This is a genomic window from Planococcus sp. VCh962 (genome assembly GCF_057748275.1).
Genome location: NZ_JBYLHS010000002.1, coordinates 717297 through 735453 on the forward strand (window position 1 = coordinate 717297; position 18157 = coordinate 735453).

General features: G+C 42.4%; 17 protein-coding genes. 5 read left to right on the forward strand and 12 right to left on the reverse strand.

From position 1 onward, the window contains the following. Window positions 1–31: 31 nt before the first annotated feature. Window positions 32–1195 (reverse strand): FAD-dependent monooxygenase, encoded by a 1164-nt coding sequence (locus AC3AQ9_RS10855; protein WP_488307485.1) that lies wholly within the window; start codon window positions 1193–1195, stop codon window positions 32–34. A 252-nt stretch (window positions 1196–1447) separates the two neighbouring features. On the opposite strand from AC3AQ9_RS10855, the gene AC3AQ9_RS10860 reads away from it, so the two are divergent. Then, the gene (locus tag AC3AQ9_RS10860) at window positions 1448–2017 is read left to right on the forward strand and encodes a hypothetical protein (protein ID WP_488307486.1); all 570 of its coding nucleotides are present in this window, start codon (window positions 1448–1450) and stop codon (window positions 2015–2017) included. A gap of 713 nt (window positions 2018–2730) precedes the next feature. On the opposite strand, the gene AC3AQ9_RS10865 is transcribed toward AC3AQ9_RS10860, so the two are convergent. Next, window positions 2731–3297, reverse strand: a complete 567-nt coding sequence (locus AC3AQ9_RS10865; RefSeq protein WP_488307487.1) for a hypothetical protein — start codon at window positions 3295–3297, stop codon at window positions 2731–2733. A gap of 466 nt (window positions 3298–3763) precedes the next feature. On the opposite strand from AC3AQ9_RS10865, the gene AC3AQ9_RS10870 reads away from it, so the two are divergent. Continuing rightward, on the forward strand, window positions 3764–4018 hold the full coding sequence (locus AC3AQ9_RS10870) for a DUF3006 domain-containing protein (RefSeq protein ID WP_488307584.1): 255 nt from the start codon (window positions 3764–3766) through the stop codon (window positions 4016–4018). A 238-nt stretch (window positions 4019–4256) separates the two neighbouring features. Here the strand turns inward: AC3AQ9_RS10870 and AC3AQ9_RS10875 are convergent, their stop codons facing one another. Together AC3AQ9_RS10875 and AC3AQ9_RS10880 are read right to left on the reverse strand one after the other, a co-directional pair. Beyond that, window positions 4257–7148: a DEAD/DEAH box helicase gene (locus AC3AQ9_RS10875; RefSeq protein ID WP_488307488.1), complete on the reverse strand. Its 2892-nt coding sequence runs from the start codon at window positions 7146–7148 to the stop codon at window positions 4257–4259. Between the two features lie 24 nt (window positions 7149–7172). Beyond that, on the reverse strand, window positions 7173–7577 hold the full coding sequence (locus AC3AQ9_RS10880; protein WP_488307489.1) for a (deoxy)nucleoside triphosphate pyrophosphohydrolase: 405 nt from the start codon (window positions 7575–7577) through the stop codon (window positions 7173–7175). 173 nt (window positions 7578–7750) lie between these two features. On the opposite strand from AC3AQ9_RS10880, the gene AC3AQ9_RS10885 reads away from it, so the two are divergent. Then, window positions 7751–8188 (forward strand): hypothetical protein, encoded by a 438-nt coding sequence (locus tag AC3AQ9_RS10885; RefSeq protein ID WP_488307490.1) that lies wholly within the window; start codon window positions 7751–7753, stop codon window positions 8186–8188. 143 nt (window positions 8189–8331) lie between these two features. On the opposite strand, the gene AC3AQ9_RS10890 is transcribed toward AC3AQ9_RS10885, so the two are convergent. The 8 genes from AC3AQ9_RS10890 to AC3AQ9_RS10925 all read right to left on the reverse strand — a co-directional run bounded on the left by AC3AQ9_RS10890 (window position 8332) and on the right by AC3AQ9_RS10925 (window position 17244). Beyond that, the gene (locus AC3AQ9_RS10890) at window positions 8332–9498 is read right to left on the reverse strand and encodes a glycerate kinase (RefSeq protein WP_488307491.1); all 1167 of its coding nucleotides are present in this window, start codon (window positions 9496–9498) and stop codon (window positions 8332–8334) included. A 92-nt stretch (window positions 9499–9590) separates the two neighbouring features. Next, window positions 9591–10958 carry a 2-hydroxycarboxylate transporter family protein gene (locus tag AC3AQ9_RS10895; RefSeq protein WP_488307492.1) on the reverse strand — a complete coding sequence of 456 codons (1368 nt, stop codon included), beginning with the start codon at window positions 10956–10958 and terminating at the stop codon, window positions 9591–9593. A gap of 130 nt (window positions 10959–11088) precedes the next feature. Further along, window positions 11089–12192 (reverse strand): tartrate dehydrogenase, encoded by a 1104-nt coding sequence (locus AC3AQ9_RS10900; RefSeq protein ID WP_488307493.1) that lies wholly within the window; start codon window positions 12190–12192, stop codon window positions 11089–11091. Between the two features lie 173 nt (window positions 12193–12365). After that, entirely contained in the window at window positions 12366–13025 is a 660-nt protein-coding gene (locus tag AC3AQ9_RS10905; RefSeq protein ID WP_488307494.1) for a GntR family transcriptional regulator, read from the reverse strand. A gap of 190 nt (window positions 13026–13215) precedes the next feature. Continuing rightward, window positions 13216–13776, reverse strand: coding sequence for an HU family DNA-binding protein (locus tag AC3AQ9_RS10910; RefSeq protein ID WP_488307495.1), 561 nt, complete (start codon window positions 13774–13776; stop codon window positions 13216–13218). 208 nt (window positions 13777–13984) lie between these two features. After that, on the reverse strand, window positions 13985–14761 hold the full coding sequence (locus tag AC3AQ9_RS10915; RefSeq protein ID WP_488307585.1) for a putative protein N(5)-glutamine methyltransferase: 777 nt from the start codon (window positions 14759–14761) through the stop codon (window positions 13985–13987). Between the two features lie 362 nt (window positions 14762–15123). After that, complete coding sequence (locus tag AC3AQ9_RS10920; RefSeq protein WP_488307496.1) at window positions 15124–16314, reverse strand: CaiB/BaiF CoA transferase family protein; 1191 nt, start codon at window positions 16312–16314, stop codon at window positions 15124–15126. A 243-nt stretch (window positions 16315–16557) separates the two neighbouring features. Next, complete coding sequence (locus tag AC3AQ9_RS10925; RefSeq protein WP_488307497.1) at window positions 16558–17244, reverse strand: FusB/FusC family EF-G-binding protein; 687 nt, start codon at window positions 17242–17244, stop codon at window positions 16558–16560. A gap of 86 nt (window positions 17245–17330) precedes the next feature. On the opposite strand from AC3AQ9_RS10925, the gene AC3AQ9_RS10930 reads away from it, so the two are divergent. Both AC3AQ9_RS10930 and AC3AQ9_RS10935 read left to right on the forward strand, forming a co-directional pair. Beyond that, window positions 17331–17555: a hypothetical protein gene (locus AC3AQ9_RS10930; protein ID WP_488307498.1), complete on the forward strand. Its 225-nt coding sequence runs from the start codon at window positions 17331–17333 to the stop codon at window positions 17553–17555. An 85-nt stretch (window positions 17556–17640) separates the two neighbouring features. Continuing rightward, window positions 17641–18147 carry a DUF6241 domain-containing protein gene (locus tag AC3AQ9_RS10935; protein WP_488307499.1) on the forward strand — a complete coding sequence of 169 codons (507 nt, stop codon included), beginning with the start codon at window positions 17641–17643 and terminating at the stop codon, window positions 18145–18147. The last annotated feature ends 10 nt before the right edge of the window (window positions 18148–18157 follow it).

The window sequence follows — 18157 nt, forward strand, 5'->3', positions numbered from 1 at the left end:
ATTGTCTACGACTAATTTAAATGCAAATTATTTAAAGCAACCCTTCAAACTTCACATCATACAGGTATTTCAACTGTTTCTCCATAACCCTGGCTGGAATATGCGGAAATAGAGAATCGCGAAGAGATACAGAAACGCGGTTATTCAACTGTGCAACCCTTCCAATTCGGTTTGACATTTTTGTAATTAGACTGGTCCGCCCAATTCGTTCGTCTTCGTACCTTTTCAATGCCTCTTTAATTGTAGCACTCCGTTTTAAGTGTCCTGCGAGAATAATTGCATCTTCAATAGACTGTCCAGCCCCTTGCCCCATATTGGGCGTCATGGCATGAGCCGAGTCACCGAGCAGAACAATGTTTCCAAATACAAAGCGCCCGATTGGTGGCAAATCATAAATATCATGGTGGAGCAATTGGTGATCAGACGATTGCGCCAGTATGCCAGGGATTGGCTCGTGGTAGCCTTCAAATATCTTGAGTAAATTCTGCACAGTAAAAGTTCTAAATTGAGGTTCATTTACTTTGGCATTAACACATGCAAACCAATAGATTCGGTTGTCCGGCAAAGGAACCAAACCGAAGCGTCCCTTGCGACCCCAAGTTTCTGTAAATAATTTCGAGTCATATTCCCTCAATTCTGGACTTGTCTGCACAACCGCCCTCCAACAGGTGTATCCTGCATACCGTGGTTTTGCATTAGGTATCAGTGTCTCACGAATGGTGGAGTGAATGCCATCCGCAGCGATTAACAAATCTCCTTCCTCCGATGAACCGTCTTCAAACTCTACTTTCACCCCATAAGCATTTTGTTCAAAACGCCTACAAGTCTTTCCAGTATGGACAAGTTGCTCTTGACCTAAAGCTCTCATTAGCAATTCCAGGAGTTTTCCTCGCTCAATCGCCACATTGTCAATTCCATACTTGGGGCTAATTAACGCTGTCTCCTTCCGTTGCAGGACTTTCCCAGTGGGTGTTAGAATGCGAAGTTCCTCCAATACCTTCCCTTCCCGAACAACCTGGTCACCTACACCTAACTCCTGCAATGCCCGGACAGCATTCGCGCTGATTGCAAGCCCGGCACCTGAGAAACGTACTTCATGCTTGCTTTCAAAAACTTTCACGTCAATCCCGATTTTTCGAAGAGCAATGGCTGTGCTAAGTCCTCCGATGCCTGCGCCTATGATAATTGCTTTCATGGTATCACCGCTTTCAAATAGATATAATCTTGCATTTTAATTAACCTACTAGTCAGCTCTTTATTAGGTGTAAAATTAGTGTTCAATAACCAGATTGTTTGCGGATTTCGGCTGATAATTCACCTTTCATTAATAACAGAAATTATTTGTTGAAACAGTATAGCAAAGTTAACCGACAAATTGTCAATCATCTCTGGGTATTCTTTTAAGATTCCATCGACTAAACCTTAATTCGTAGGAAGGGAGAATCTCATGACAAAGGAAAAAGGAATACTCGCCGTTTTGGGAATCCTGGACTCCATCCTTGTCGTCCTGCATTTTACGGATTATGTTCTGCTCTTTTTTAAACCCACCGGATATATCATTCCCTTGGTGTTCAACATGGTTGTTCTTAATGTAATCGTCTTTAAATCCAGCCTTTCCAAGGGATGGGCAGCTGCCCTCCTTTTCATCAGCCTGCCCATCCTCTTGTTCCATGGTTTTATCGTTTTATGGCTGGATAATGATTATACGAAAATCGTGGCTCCCGATCACCAGCAATCATTGGTAATCGAATACCGCCATGCCACATTAGGAGAAACCACCTATTTTTATGATTTTTATGCGACGAAATTCGGTTTTATTGGCAAGCACCTCGATGACCAAGCCATTACCCTGATGGTCCGGAACCATTCATCTGGGATCGATCCGGAAGGGATTTTAGGTTTGGGTGAAGAAGAGTGGATCACTGCAACTATCGTTCGTTTCTCTACGTGGCAAGGAATGATGGATGTGTCTTTAAGTTCGTCCCAACCCTCATTTGAAATGGAAGAAAAAAAGTAACTAAACTGCAATCGGTGCGAGTGTTTAAGAAGAAAGGGTAGCGAAAGCCACTCTTTTTGGTTTGTACTTTTCCCTTTGTTTGAGGGGTAAGGTGAAAGCGGGGTTCAGGGTGCAACTACTACAACACGTGTAAGGGAAAAGAGCGAAGGTTCAGGCGCGAAACTGACAATAGTGAAAACATTTCTCTATTTTCAATACCCACTCCATTAAAGCTCTAAAGCCGAACCAACTTTGCTCGGCTTTTCCGTCCCTTTCTAGTGCCCTCCCATCAATTCGTTCGGGTAGCCACCGTTCCACTTTCCGTTCCCGGCATCGCCCAGTAAATGGCCGCATACCCGTAACTAATCATCGTCGCACAACTGGCATAAAAGCTGCGCATGTGGAGGCACACGGTGATGCGGTCCGGTTACCCAAAGATTCCCATGACTTCCTCCTCCGGATAGGAATGTTGGTTTCTGTTCTACTCACCAAAAATCCTGCACAATCTTAATGAAGGAAAGTACGAGCCTTGAAGATCCGTTCAATGCACAGAAAGAGAAAATGACGGAGGGTGGCTCTTTGCAAAAGCAAGGCAGATTCCTTAAATAAAATTGTTATTATTTTTGTAATATTCAGATTATTGTATCATTTTTTTGATATTTTTGGTATAATCACTATGAAGAAATCATTTTGGATGCCTACTCACGGATACATAAAATGCCGTTTCGGTTTACTTAACCGCAAAAAGGAGGTCCTATTTTACCCGAGTACCCAATAAGGATCATGTCTGTAGGTTTGCAGCCGTTCGCCAAAAGGATCAAAAAATCCGAATTGAAAGGAAGAGTTAACATGAAGAAGTGTTCTGTTGTAGTGATGGCGCTTTTCTTGACCTTCGGTTTCTCATCCACCAATGCCTTGGCTTTTGATACGGGATCGACCCATTCGGTTCCTTCATACGCTTCTAACACGGAGGCCCAAGTCAACCAAGTCGAACCAGCCCGGGAGATTTGTGAAATATTTTTTAAAAAGAACGGAAAAATCAAATTCAAATGTAAAAAAGCATAAAGCGGGCTTTGAATAATAATTTTACTTGGCGGGTATGATGAACGATTGGCAAAGCACCGTCCTCTGAGATACGCTGAACTTGTCACCAGAAGAGGTTGAACGCTGCACGAAAAAACGAAAATACTCAAAAGAACCATCATCCTGGGATGGTGGTTCTTTTCTTTATGCCCGAATTCAACAAGGAGGCGTGCCAAAGCTTCTTTTTGTAAACTCAAAAAACAGTACAGGAATGTCATAGAGACGGTCCGTTGCAAAGGCCTTTTATGATCTTAATTATACTTATGCCAAAGGCGGCTTTGAAGCTTCTCATGCTTTGATCGGATCAAATCTTCTCCCGCCTTTCTCTTTCCCGGAGAAAACTGTATGCCTGGTTCAAGACGTTTTTCATTTTCAGCAAGAGATCATCTGCACACACTGCCTTAATTCAACTACATGAATCAGACCAGGCGTATTCAGAAGAGCCCTTCTTCTGAAAGCTGAGTCATTCTGAAGAGAGGAAAATCATGGAGATCAAGAACAAAAAGAAAAGGTTGCGCAATCACTGGGTAATGGAATGCATCTCGGATTTTAGCATCACGGTGGTTTTTGAAATGATTTTTAACCTCATCTGGAATGTCCTTTTATCGATTCCCAGAAAGGTGCTGCGCTTTTTAGCAATTTTCATTAAACAGGTTCCCTTATACAACGTCCGTTCCTGTGCACATGCAAACAGAAGCCGATTGCGATGAAATGATCATGACGCCCATCAAAGGAATCATTGATCGATTTGAAGGAAATATTACCGTCGTTGAAATCGAAGGTACTACACAGGATTTCAAGAAAAGTATGTTTCCTGAAACTGCGGAGCCGGGTGACTTTGTTGAAATTGAGGGACATCGGATGACCATTTTAAAGGATGAAACAGAAAAACGAAGAAAAGAAGTAGAAAAACTGATGGATGGGCTTCGGGAAGATTAGTTCAAAATATATGTTATATTATAATAAAATCCTGAGTTCTCAACACTTGAGAGCTCAGGATTTTTACTTTAAAGAAAACTGTGGACGAATCATTTTCTAAAACTTTTAAACTCTAATAATACATTAATTTATCACTTAAGACATCGATTTTCTTTCAAACAAAAAATACTTTTCGATATTCTGCTATTTCTATTTATCCATGAAAACGCTTCTATATTTATCTATTTATTAAACAGGTTTAACTTTTTTCACTAGTAATATAATGATACAACTTTCCTTCCAAATCTTTCACTAGTACCATATTCATATGCACCACAGGAATCTCTTTCCCATTTTTATCTTCCATCGTACTTTGCTCAATCATGTTTTTATCAGGAACAACTTCTCCTAAATAGTAGAAGTCTCCGCCTTCATCATCGTCTTTTTTCACAAATAGATGTAGATCAATCCCTTGTTCTTTTGCGTTGATGATTTTGATGACTTCTTCAGATGCTAAAGTCCGGTTACTTCTTGTCGACCATTTAAAGACCTCTGGATTAATAAAGCCTTCAGTGTACGCAACACTCGATTCAACTTCGTCGTGTTTATAGTAGGTAACAAATATCGGACACGTGCCATGCTTGGTTTTATAGCCATAAATTGTAGAGCTTTCGTCATTTGACCAGTTTAATAATCGGCAAGCGTCTTTTCTTGTGTACTTTTTATACAAAGTTAATGGTTTCTCGCATGCATACTGTTCACTAAGAGTTGCTGCAGTGTTTACGATATCGATCAGCATCTCTTTAAAATTCGTATTAGCATTTAATCGTTCTGCAATTTCCGAGTTAAAAGACAAGGTATCCTTTGATTCAAATGACACGAGTGCTTTGTTTCCATACTTCTTCTGAGTTGCTTCTGTATAAAACGAAAGATTTAGAATGCGTTCTACAGATTTAATCGTTTCTTCATTTGTAATGCACCCTTGCTTTTCTAACTCGTGAAGATATTTTTCTCTTGATATACTTCCTTCATTTGAAAGTAAATCAAGTAACACCACTTCATGCTTCCGCTTACCGTTTAATAGTTCCTGAGAAAGCATCGTAATGACTTGTTCTTCGTAAGTTGATAAGACCGGTTCGATTTCTTTTAACTTCACTAAGAATTTATAGTAATTCACATACTTTTGTACAATCACAAGTGGATCAAGAGAGTTATGAACGATGAAGTCTTGCAGTTTTGGTATTTCTCCAATTCTATTCTTGAGTTCGATATAAGCATCCCGCAATAGCTTCATATCGGTTAAGTTGCTTCGCTTAATGGCATTAAAGACACGATTCTTGGCGATTTCTTCAAAGTTCACCGTAGAAACACCTTTGATATAACTAGTATCTTTCATATGTCGACGGATATTGTCTTTGTTTTGAGAGCGATCTCCAGACAAAGCGACTGGAATGAGGTAATTGTTTTTATAATTCCCAATGAAATCGATGATGGTGACATATTCTTTCGATCCGTGTTTTCGCAAGCCACGACCTAATTGCTGAATAAAGATAATACTCGACTGCGTTTGACGCAGCATGACCACTTGATTGACACTCGGAATATCGATGCCTTCATTAAAAATATCCACGGTTAAAATATAATCGAGTTGTCCTTGTTTTAAACGCTCTACTTGGCGGACGCGTTCTTCTTGAGAGTGATCGCCCGTTAAAGCCACTGTTCGAAGTCCTCTATTATTTAACTCAACCGACAGTTTTTCTGCTTCGTCTTTTCTGCTACAGAACATTAATCCTCTTACTTTGTCACCCGAATGGCCGTAATAATGTATTTTTTGAAGAATGTGATCCACGCGTTCTTCGGTTACAAGTTTTGAAAAAGCAGTCGTTTCATCAATGACGCCTTCTTCATATTCAATATCGGTGACTCCGAAATAATGAAACGGACAAAGCATATCTTCTTCGAGCGCTTCTTGCAGACGGATTTCATAAGCGACATTGTAATCGAATAGCTCATAAATATTAAAATCGTCTGTTCGTTCAGGAGTAGCCGTCATTCCCATTAAAAATTTCGGTTTAAAGTAATCCATAACTTTTTGATACGATTTCGCCCCTGCTTTATGTACTTCATCGATTAAAATATAATCAAATGCTTGGGGATCGAGTTGACGAAGCGTTTCCTCTTTTGAAATCGTTTGAATGGTCGCGAATAAGTACCGAGCATCGGTTTGTCTCGACGAACCGGATAAAATCCCGAAGTCTTCTTCTGCGCCGCCTAGTATTTGAAGAAAGTCCGACTTGGCTTTTTGCAAAATTTGTTCGCGGTGAACGATAAATAACATCCGCTTTGGTGCAAAGCTGCGGACATCAAAAGCCGATAAATAGGTTTTCCCAGTTCCCGTTGCAGAAATGACCAAACCTTTATCATTACCAGCTTCTCGTACGAGTTGAATTTCTTGTAGCGCCGTTTGCTGCATTTTATTCGGCGTGATTTTCAAGGCCTCTTCAATCGCATTTGTTTCGTACACTGCCGGAAAATCGGTAACTAAGCTTACTTCACGATTATTTGTAGGTGCCACATAAGAAGATTCGTAGTGCTCAATCCACTCGTCTGTTAAAGGAATGGAAGTTTCCCATACTTCTTCAAATTGATCGTTAAAATGATTGACGATTTCTCCATTTTCGAGTGAAGTCAGTTTGACGTTCCATTCGTAATTCACTTTTAACGCGTTAGCAGTTAGATTAGAGCTGCCTACGATTAACGAATGATGGGTTTCGTGATTGAAAATATATCCTTTAGAATGAAATCCTTTTTTATTTGCCAGACGAACTTCGACATTTGTAATTTTTAGAAGTTCTTTAAATACTTTCGGCTGGTTAAAGTTCAGAAAAGTAGACGTTAAAATACGTCCTTTTACTCCTTTTCGCTCCAGATCTAAAAAATGCGACTTCAATGTAGCCAAGCCACTTTCTGTCACGAAAGCGACTGAGAAAAGAAAAGACTGACAATGATCAAGCTCTTCAAGCAAGGCGTTTAAGACATTTTCGTTGGTATTGTTAACTAGCAACGTCGGTTTAAAACGTTCTCCGCTATGCTGAGTCTGATCGATAAAACCTTTATATAAAGAGTCTTGTAAATTCTGCAGTAAATTCATTGTCGACCACCATTCGTTTTCTTCTTAGTTCTGTTCCACAAAAGTCTTCGCTATTTTTTCAATCGCTGGAATATCAGCAGGTGCCCATTCAAGTTGTTCTAATTCATCAGGTGCCAACCATTTGATCGCTATATGTTCTGTTAAAACCGGCTTTCCTTGTAATAACTTGCAGTAGAATGTCGTTAAATGCACAATGCCAAAATCATATTCATACACGGTATGTTCTACTTGTTCGCCGATTTCAATTTCACAATGCATTTCTTCTTTAATTTCACGCTGCAAAGCTTCTTGCGGCGATTCGTCTTGCTCGATTTTGCCTCCTGGGAATTCCCAAAGCCCTGGCAATGCTTTTTCTGTTCCTCGCTGCGCGCATAAAATTTTATCGCCGTCTGTGATGACTGCTCCTACTACATGGATATTCTTTTTCATAAGATCCTCCCTCATTTTCATCAAACTTATGTTAATACTTTTCTTATCATTATATAACTCTAGTTCCATTTATTTGAATTTATACTTATAATTAAATTTAGTCTATTTCATCTAGTTATAATCTACGCGTTTTATTCGAGGATATCTACTCTAATTATAAAGGAGTATATCAAATGAATGACAAGCAAAGTTCCATGAACGTTAATAAACAAGTGCTGATACATGATCTAAACTTGAAGCAGCTTTCAAATACGGCTGTCTTTTTGAGAAATCGTTTATTTGTACTTTCTCCATCTGCTCAAAATCAACACAACTGGTTTGATTTGAGTAAAGTAAATGTAGACCACTATCACGAAAAACCCTACAAAGGATTTTTAGTCATCCGCTTTTTTGATAAGCTATTAGTCGCCGATCTTGACCGCTTTATCCATGAAATGATGCCAGTCGATAAATACGTTATTAATAGTTCTGGACGCCCTCACTGGAAGTTCCGCGTAAAGGTTTCCGGTTCAACACACTTCATAATTAACCACCAAAATAGCACTAAAGCTTATCCAGTACGAGAATTCTCCGTAAAACAACTACAAGACTTGATCAATAAAAGAGCTTAAGCTTTCTTCTATATAAATAGCGCATCAGGGAAGCCCTGATGCGCTTTACTATTGGGACACCTTATCTCTATACCGATTACATCATCAGTAACCAGGATCTTATTGGAGTATTTCAATCTTGTATTAAGTATGCCGAAATTCCTCTACCAATTCTGAAGACGCCCCTCTTTCTTAACCACCCCTTGAATCAACCCAAACAACTGCATCGCCGTACCTCTTAAATTTTCGAAAGCCACTTCGGAATCCATCGCCTCCTCCAAAGGCATAGGAGCATTCGAAATTGAAAAACAAGAAGTGATGCCCAGTTCGTTTAAACTGCTGGCATCTGCCGGGACTGCTCCTGCCAGCGCGATGACCGGTATGCCTTTTTTCGCTGCCAGCTGGGCCACTCCTAGAGGCGCTTTGCCCATAGCGGTCTGATCGTCCAATTTGCCTTCTCCGGTGATGACAAAATTTGCGCCTTGCATTTTCTCTTCCATGGCTGTGAGTTTCAAGATGAGTTCAATGCCCGATTCAAGATCCGCTTGCAGGAAGCCGGAAAAAGCAGCTCCAAGCCCTCCGGCAGCTCCTGCCCCCGGCAAGTTCTGCAAGTCGATGCCGAGCTGCTCCCTTACTACTTCCGCAAAATTCCTGAGCCCCGCGTCCAGAGATTCCACCATTTCCGGAGTCGCCCCTTTTTGGGGGCCGAATATATGAGCAGCACCGGTCGGGCCGTACAGCACGTTATTGACGTCACAAGCGATTCTGAAATGGCAGTTTGCCAGTTCCGGAATCACCTGGCTTAAATCGACAGACCGAATCTTCTTCAGTTCTTTGCCGCCGCGTCCCACTTCCCTGTTTTCCTCATCCAGGAAACGGAACCCGAGGGCTTGCAGCATCCCGACGCCTCCGTCATTTGTAGCACTGCCCCCTAAACCGATGATAAACTCCTGGCATCCTTTTTCTATCGCATCCAGGATAAGTTGCCCTACGCCGAATGTGGTTGCTAGAAGAAGGTTCCGCTGATTTAAAGGTACTTGGGCCAACCCGCATACTTCCGCCACTTCAATCACTGCCGTTTTTTTATCTTTTAAAATTCCGTACTGTGCCTTTTTGGGAACTGACAACGATCCCGCTGCTGTTGTTTCGATAGAGTTTCCTCCAACCGCATGCAGCAACGCTTCCACCGTACCCTCACCGCCGTCCGCCAATGGCAATGCGACAATTTCCGCCTGAGGGAAAACTTCTTTTATTCCCAGTTCAACCGCTCTGCTCGCTTCTATAGAAGAAAGGCTTCCTTTAAAAGAATCGATAGCTATTAACACTTTCACGATGAACACCTTCCTTTTTCATTTGCTGTTAAAAAAGCTCAAACCTTAGGAAATAAGATTTGAGCTTTTTCTATTCACAAGATTCCGTTAATTCAAAGCAAGATTGGAGCTAATATGGACAGAATGATCAACATCAATGCTCCACCAATCCGAGACGAAATTTGCAGAAACGGCATCAACCCCATCCGTTCACTTGCACTAAGTACCGCTACATCGCCAGATCCGCCCATATCGGCCATTCCAAGACCTGCGGAAATGGAAGATTCAACAAAGTAAAAACCGACTAGTACTCCGATAAAACCGGCTCCTACCGTCGCAAGAACCACCGTCAATACCGTTAAGGCCATATAACTCGGATCGGTTACAATTCCCAAAACACTATTAAAATCAATCATTCCGGCACTGATGGTTACCAAAACTGCTGGAACCCAAGCCATGGAAATGAACTCGTACCAGTCTTCCGAAGATTTCTCGATGCTTTCCGGCAATACTTTGAAAAGTTTTAACGCTGCTGCACCTAGAATAATCCATACATAAGCATGCAGGCTTGGCACAAAGGAATTGATAATTTCGCCAAATACAAACAACCCTGAAGCCAAAAGCAGACCAATAGCCAAGTTCTTTAATGATATAGGCAAAAGGCTTTCTTTCTCTTCCTTAGGGCCTTTTGCAGCATCTGATTCTGTTACTCTCAATAATTTTCCGTTTCCTGTAAAGTTATTGAACAGCGGCTTTTTCCTTTTGCCTAATCCATTTAATCCACCAGCTATTAAAATACATACCATGTTGCCCACCATAACTGCTGGAGCAAGTTTAGCTAAATAAGTGCCTGGGTCGCCACTGCCATTGGCTGCATAGATTTCCGCCATCGGCACAGCCCCTGCAGCCATTCCGCCGCCCATAATCGGTCCAACCACAAAGAAAATAGTTTCTGAAAAACCAAATCCGATTAAGTGTCCGACTCCTCCTCCGATCAACAGAGCAGCAAATACTCCACCGAGAAGCGGCACGAAAAATCTTGGTCCGGTTTTCATCAACATTTTCCGGTCCATACTCAAGATACTGCCGACGATCAAGCCGGTTACAACCAGCTCAGCAAATCCCCACTCGTTGTAGAAATTGTCGGCCAATACTGCAAAACTCTCTGGGATTAACCCCCAATACAAGAATAATGCCGGGATAAGGATGCAGAGAATAGGTCCCCCGCCAAAAGTTCCGAAGACCGGTATGCTGTTGCCGATCCACATCAATAACCCGCCTAAAACCATTGTCACTGCCAGGCCGCTGACAATATTGCCGGGCAAGAGTTCCATGTACATACCGATTAATACGACCGCGGCAATCGCTAAAAATACAGGCGCCTCAATCCCCGAAATTTTTACCCCTCTTAAACTGAAACTTTTGCGATCCTTGACTAAAGTGGTGGTACCGCCGACTTCTTGGATTTCTTTGCTGCTCATTTATTTCCCCCCTGTTCTTTTAACGAAAAGATATTAAATTCAAATTCCTAAAGTAAGCGTTTGCATCTATTGGATGAAAAAGCAGAAAGTTCATAACTCCTGCGTGTCAGCTGGAGCTATTCCTTTTCTTTTAAACTTTGGCAACTCCGCTGGTTTCTTCTTTTACTGCTGCAGCTTTATAATTTTTTATCCGCTTGATGATTTCATCTGTCACTTCTTTCGTGGTGTTCGTGCCGCCGATGTCCGGAGTCAAGAATCCATCATTTGTCACGCTTTCTACGATATCCAGCAAAGTCGACCCCAATTCTTCTTCTCCGAAATGGTCCAGCATCATTTTCGCCGTCCAGATTTGTCCGATTGGATTGGCAATCCCTTTGCCGATAATGTCAGGTGCAGATCCGTGAACCGGTTCGAACATCGATGGATATTTCCCGTTGACGTTAATGTTTGCTGCTGGCGCGATTCCGACGCTTCCCATTATGGCAGCTCCTAAATCAGTCAAAATGTCACCAAATAAATTGCTTGCTACAATGACATCAAATTTATCGGGATGCGTGACGAAGAAAGCGGCAAGTGCATCGATATGCTGAGAATCGGTTGTGATATCCGGATAATCTTTCGATACTTCTTTAAATACTTTGTCCCAGAAAGGCATTGAATAGATAATTCCGTTTGATTTTGTGGCGCTTGTGACATGTTTGCCACGTTTGGCCGCCAGTTCAAAGGCATACCGCATCGCTCTTTCAGATGCTTTTCTTGAAAACACAGCGTTTTGAATGGCGATTTCATCTTCGTCTTTGTAAATGTTCCCGCCGATGGAGCTGTATTCTCCTTCGCTGTTTTCACGGACAACCATCATATCAAAATCTTTGGGATTCACTAAAGGCGAACGAACACCTTTTAATAGTTTTGCCGGCCGTATGTTGATCACCTGTTCAAATTCGCGGCGGATTTTAATCAGCATGCCCCATAACGACACATGGTCCGGCACCAATTCTAAATTTCCGACTGCGCCTAAAAAGATGGCATCAAATTCCTTCAATGTTTCCAACCCGTCTTCCGGCATCATGACATTGTGTTCCAGATAATACTCGCAGCTCCATGGAAACTCAGTGAATTCAAACTTCAGGTTTCCGTGCAGTTCTGCAATTGCATGCAGAACTTCTGTGGCTGCAGGCACTACTTCTTTGCCTACTCCATCTCCAGGAATATTGGCGATTTTCAACGTTTTCATTTGGCACCATCCTTTTTCTATTTCAGTCGACCGTATCTGGTCGACCGTTTAACTAATTTGAATACTACTAAATAAAATTGTTAAAAGCAATACCTTTTATACAAATATTCAAAATATAATGCACAAATTAAAAAGCGTAAGGAAAAATTCCTCACACTTTAAAATCTCATTTATTATTCCAATACTTCTAGCAAATGATCCAAATCCATTTGTAAATGCTTCAACATAGCTTGATATGCTTTTTCTTCATCTCTATTTTTGATATGGGTAAAGATATCTGAATGCTGCTTTAAAATTTCATTGGCACGATTTTCTCCCTGGAAATTCATGATTCGGAAAAAGTACATTAATGATTTTAAATCCTTTACTTGCTTCTTTAACCGATCGTTTTTCGTATGCTCAATGATTAAATTATGAAAAGCTTCATTCATTGAAATAATGGTATTTGCATCCTTTGTTTCTTGAATGGCCGCTTCCGTTTCTTTCAGCAATTTCTCAATTTCAGTTATTTCTTCATCTGTCGCTTTTTGAACCATTAATTTTATCGCAAATGATTCTAATGCTTTTCTGCAAAAGTAAATTTCTTCAACGTCTTTTAACGTAGGCTGGTAGACAATCATCCTTGATTTTTCATCTGTTACGATTAAGCCTTCTTGTTCCAGCATTCTAAGGGCTTCCCGTACCGGGCTTTTACTCACGTTGAATTCCTTCGCCAGCTGATTTTCGATAATGCGATCTCCCGGCTTGAATTTGCCTTCGAAAATCATCGCTTTGATGGAATGATAAAACTGTTCATAATAAGGAATCGGTTTTTCTATAATAAAATTGCTCATAATTCACCTTCTTCTGCTTTTTGCGGCGATTAGCATTTTTGATTTTAAAGCCAGCAATTTTTAAAGATCATAATTTACTTTAAATCTTATCACTCTTTATAATGTTCTACAAATTGTCAAGAAGCTTAATACTGGATAGGCATAGATGGAAAACTTGAATCACCATGTGCCCTGTATTCTTTTTCGCAAATTAAAGATATTTCCGGTAATTCCCTCTCAAAAACACTTCTTCAATCTGGCTCGTAAAGACCTTCGTATTCAAGATCTTTTTCCCGATCAGCCGGTTGACAATCATCTCGGCTTCCTTGAAATCCATGTCCAGTTCTTCCGCAATTTTCTTCACTTCTACAATCGTTGCCTCTTCTGAAGTTTCCCCTGCTTCCTTTGCCTTTTTGCTTTCCTCAAACACATAAGTCAGGACGCTTGCTTCTTCTTCATTGAGCTTGCCCGTTGCGACGAAGTTCTTGATAAAACTCTTTTGGTTGATGATGTCTTTCAGGACTTTCGTCGCTTTAAACTGAGGCGCTTTTGAAGCGGCGATGGTGATTTCTTCCCCTGTCTGCGGATTGCGGCCTTTGCGCTCTTTTTTCTCGGTTACTTGGAAGACGCCGAAGTCGTTGATTTTCACTTCCTGGCCATTTGTTAAGGCTTCGGTGATGCTGCTGGTGATTTCGTTGACCACTTTTGCGGCCTGGTCTTTTGAGATCTTGCTTTTATGTGAAACGGCTTGGATCAGCTCTTTTTTGTTCATCGTTTTTCCTCCTATTCGAAAAGGTTTGCATTTTTTATTTTCTATCTATTATCCTATATTATACAGTTTTCAGAGGCTGCTGACTGAAAACTCTTTGTGAAAAAGCGAATGCCTCAGATAAAGCAGTCGAAGACGGTCCAGGCGGCTTCCCGGAAACTAAAAATGAGCTGGAGAATGCATCTCCCAGCTCATTATTTCAGCGCTGCGCTTAGCCGGTGTTGGTTCCAATAACCACGGTGGCGTCCAATTCTTTATCTCTGGCTATTTTGCTGCTCAGTCCCGCTTCACCAAAGATTTCAGCAGCTTTTGCACTCTGCCTTTCGCTCGTCTCCATCAATAGACGGCCGTCGGCAACTAGCCAGCCGGATGCTTTTTCCGCCAGCCTGCGATGTAGGTCCAGTCCGTCCTTTCCTCCGTCAAGTGCCCATTCCGGTTCATACAAGCGGGCTTCCCGCGGAAGGAATTTTACGGAGGCGGTCGGAACATACGGTGCGTTCGCCACGATGATGTCCACTCGGCCTTTCAATGATCCAGGCAATGCATCGTATAAATCCCCTTGGTAAACGCGGCCGCCAATCTTCGTTAAGTTGCGGGAAGCGCACCTCACCGCCGCGGGGTCGATATCAGCGGCATGCAATAGAATATCTTCAGCGCCGGCCGCTATTGCCGCACCGATGGCCCCGGACCCGCAGCACAAGTCCAGCACAATACCACCAGGTCGGCCGATCAACCCTTTTGCTTGCCGGACCAGAAACTCCGAACGCGGGCGCGGGATAAACACGCCTTTGTCGAGTTCGATCCGCAAGCCGCAAAAATCGGTAAACCCAAGCACGTATTCAAGCGGCAAGCCGCTTGCCCGCTGTTCCGCCCACTCCATCAATTCTTCTATGCTTCCAGCTTCGGAAGCAAGCAAGCGCGTTTCGTCTTCAGCAAACACACATCCCGCGCTCCGTAATCTACCGGTGATCCTTTTTTCCGTTTCCACATCTAAATAGACCTTGTTTTTCTCGCCGATAATTTCACCTCTCCCTTGATCACCGTTATTTATCATTTTTTATTCTCGAAACAATATAAATCTCCTTCTTCAACAACCCGAGCTAAAAGCGGTAATGGAATAGCTGGAGGTGAAATGAGAACCTTAAAAAGGGCTCTCCAGTCTCCTGGAAAGCCCTTTTCTATCTTTATTTCTGAATCATGTCCGTAAATTCCTCCAGTCGCTCCAGCGAATTCAAGTTGCTATTGCAGACATCCGCGTCCTGGCAGATGTAATTGCCGCAATCAGCTTAAATTGATGTTTTAAAATAGAAGGAAGATTGATGATGCAAATACGAGTCTCTCCATTAAAAATCAAATCTTTCCTTGCTCTTTCAGAGCTTTGATTCTTTCTTCGCTTAAACCCACTAAATCTTTATAAATTTCCATGTTATGCTTCCCTAGAGCCGGACCGGACCATTCTGTCGCTCCCGGAGTGAGGCTTAATTTGGGGATGATTCCTGGAAATTTTAATTTCCCTACCCCTTCCACCTCCACTTCTTCAATCATCTTTCTTGCTAAAAAATGAGGATCTGCCATCATATCCGCTACGTTATATATCGGGCCGGAAGGAATACTGTACTCATCCAGTTTTATTAGAATTTCTTTTAAATTATGTTGGCTTGTCCATTTCGTAATTTCTCCATCCAGGTATTCTGCATCGTTGGAACGCCCTTCATTTGTTTGAAATCTTTCGTCAGCAGATAAATCTTCGCGGTCCATACATTTGCATAACCGCTTGAATATACTGTCTCCATTTGCTCCGATCACCACATATTTTCCGTCTTTGCAAAGATAGATATTGGAAGGCGTTATGCCTGGCAGTGTACTCCCGGTCCGCTCCCTGATTATTTTTGAATGATCGTATTCCGGCACCATGCTTTCCATTAAACTAAAAACAGCTTCATATAAAGCCACATCAACTATTTGCCCTTCTCCGCTTATGTCCCGATGCCTTAAAGCCATCAAAGCGCCAATCACTCCATACAAAGAAGCAACAGAGTCACCAAGGCTTATTCCAACACGGGTAGGCGGTAGCTCCGGATATCCAGTAAGATGGCGGATGCCTCCGACGGCTTCGCCGATACTGCCAAAACCCAGCTTGTCTTTATAAGGGCCGTCTTGTCCGTAGCCTGAAATTCTAACGAAAATAATTTTCGGGTTAACCTTCTTCAAATCTTCATAGCCAATCCCCCATTTTTCCAAGGTTCCCGGCCTGAAATTTTCCACTACAATATCTACTTCCTCAGCAAGCTTTTTTATTATCTCTTTTCCTTCTAAGGATTTTAAATCCAGCGTAATACACTTTTTATTTCTCGATTGTACATACCACCATAAAGAAGTTCCTTCGTGTACAATCCTCCAATTTCTAATCGGATCTCCTTTGCCAGGAGGCTCTACTTTAATAACTTCCGCACCAAATTCACCCATAATTCTTGCCGCGAATGGACCAGCGATTAAACTGCCCAACTCAAGAACTTTCACTCCCTCAAGTGGTTTAGTCATATAATCTCCCCTCTTTCCCTATTAAAAATAAATATCATTAAAGGCTTGATTGACAGCGTCCAGCATTATATTCTGAATTTTTTATTTATTCCGATATCCACGACTTTATCTTAGCCTTTTGAAAAAATCAATGCTTTAGTAATAACCTTTTCTAATAGACAAATAAAAAATCCACAGTTTAGATTCTGGCAGATTCTAAACTACGGATTTCAATTAATGTCGTGTCAAAAAACTTATAGCTTATTATTTCTGAATCAGTTCCGTAAATTCCTCAAGCCGCTCCAAGGAATTCAAATTGCTGTTGCAGACATCCGCATCCTGGCAGATATAGTTGCCGCGCTTGATGTAATTGTCCTGTCCGGAGCCTTTCGTCTTGGCAGTGAACATGCCGACGTCGCTGTGGCGGTTGCAGATTGAGCAGATGCCTTTTTTATGGCTGCGCCCCAGGGAGCCGTGGATGCCTTCCAGACGCCCGTCTTTTTCGTAGACGAGGTACATTAGGTTCGAACTCTCGGTCCAGGCGAGGTACGACAGTTTCTTGAAGTCGACCGACTCCAGTTTCGGCCCTTTCAGCTTTTTGGCTTTCGGGAACAGTTTTTTCAGGGCTGCATCGGTGACGGCCTTGAATGGAATGATGTACGGCTCAAGCCCTTCGAGAAACGCTTCGGCATCGGCCGTTTCCTTGACGCTGGTCAGCGGATTCAGGACGGCTTTCTGTTCGTCGTTCAGCGACGGGAAGAGCTTGAAGACTTTTTCGTGCGCTAGATGCCGGAGGACATTCAGCACTTCGGCGTCGCTGCTGGTCGCCTGTCCGGTGATCAGGATCCGCGTCTGGTCCTTGATAAAGTTAAACTGGTCGTTCCGGATAAATGCTTCCGGACGCTCGCCAGTGTTTCCTGTTCGATCGGATGTTTCTTTTACATGTATCATCAGAGTCACTCCTTATGGTTGAATTGAATGATTATAAGGAAGCCGTGTAAGGGGAATGACACATTTACGGGCGATTTAAATCTTTCTTGCCCCACGCAAAGTATCGCCATTCGGAATACCAGGCTTTGCATGAGTTTTTACTGACGCTGACAATCGGAGTTTCATTGCCATCTGATATCACTTCCCTTCAGAAACAGGGATTTCTCCCTCATGGGTTTATCATACTCGAATTGACTGTCATTTTCCATTTGAAGATTTCTGAAAACCGTTTCTGCCAAGCTGCTCTGGATTCAATGAAAGACTTTTTCTAAAAACATCGTTGTTATCCAATATATGGTAGGCGATAATGGTAAAGAAGAGCCAATTGTAAATGAATTACTGAAAAGGGGTTTTCAAGTGAAACAGATTGCGGCCACCATTTTCATCAGTTTTGCGCTCATCGCCATGCTAGCTGCAGGCAGCTTTTGGTTTATCCAGCACGAAGCTGCAAAAGGCGAAGAACCTGAAGCTGCAGCTGCTGCCATCCAAAACCCGGAGGCACAGAAAACCATGGATGACTTGGAGACGGCCGGCACCGCTATCCCCGAGGAGATGAACGAAGCACGGCTGCAGTTTTATCTCCACGAAATGACCCACAGCAAAGTCTACGCGGAAGATAAATGGGGAGCTGCAAGGCCGATCACTCAGCCCGATATCGAAGAGCTGCTCACCATTGTCGAAGCCAGTGATTTCGCTGAAAAAGCCTTTTACCGCAATACGCTGCAGGATTGGCAGAAAGGCGACTTTTCCGGTGCCGTCGATGTCCACAATACCATTTGGCATTGGCATAACGGATCCATCGGCAAAGCGACCCGGCTGATGACGGAAGAAGAAGAGCAGGCTTATATCCGGACGAACTTCTGATTGCCGCTCC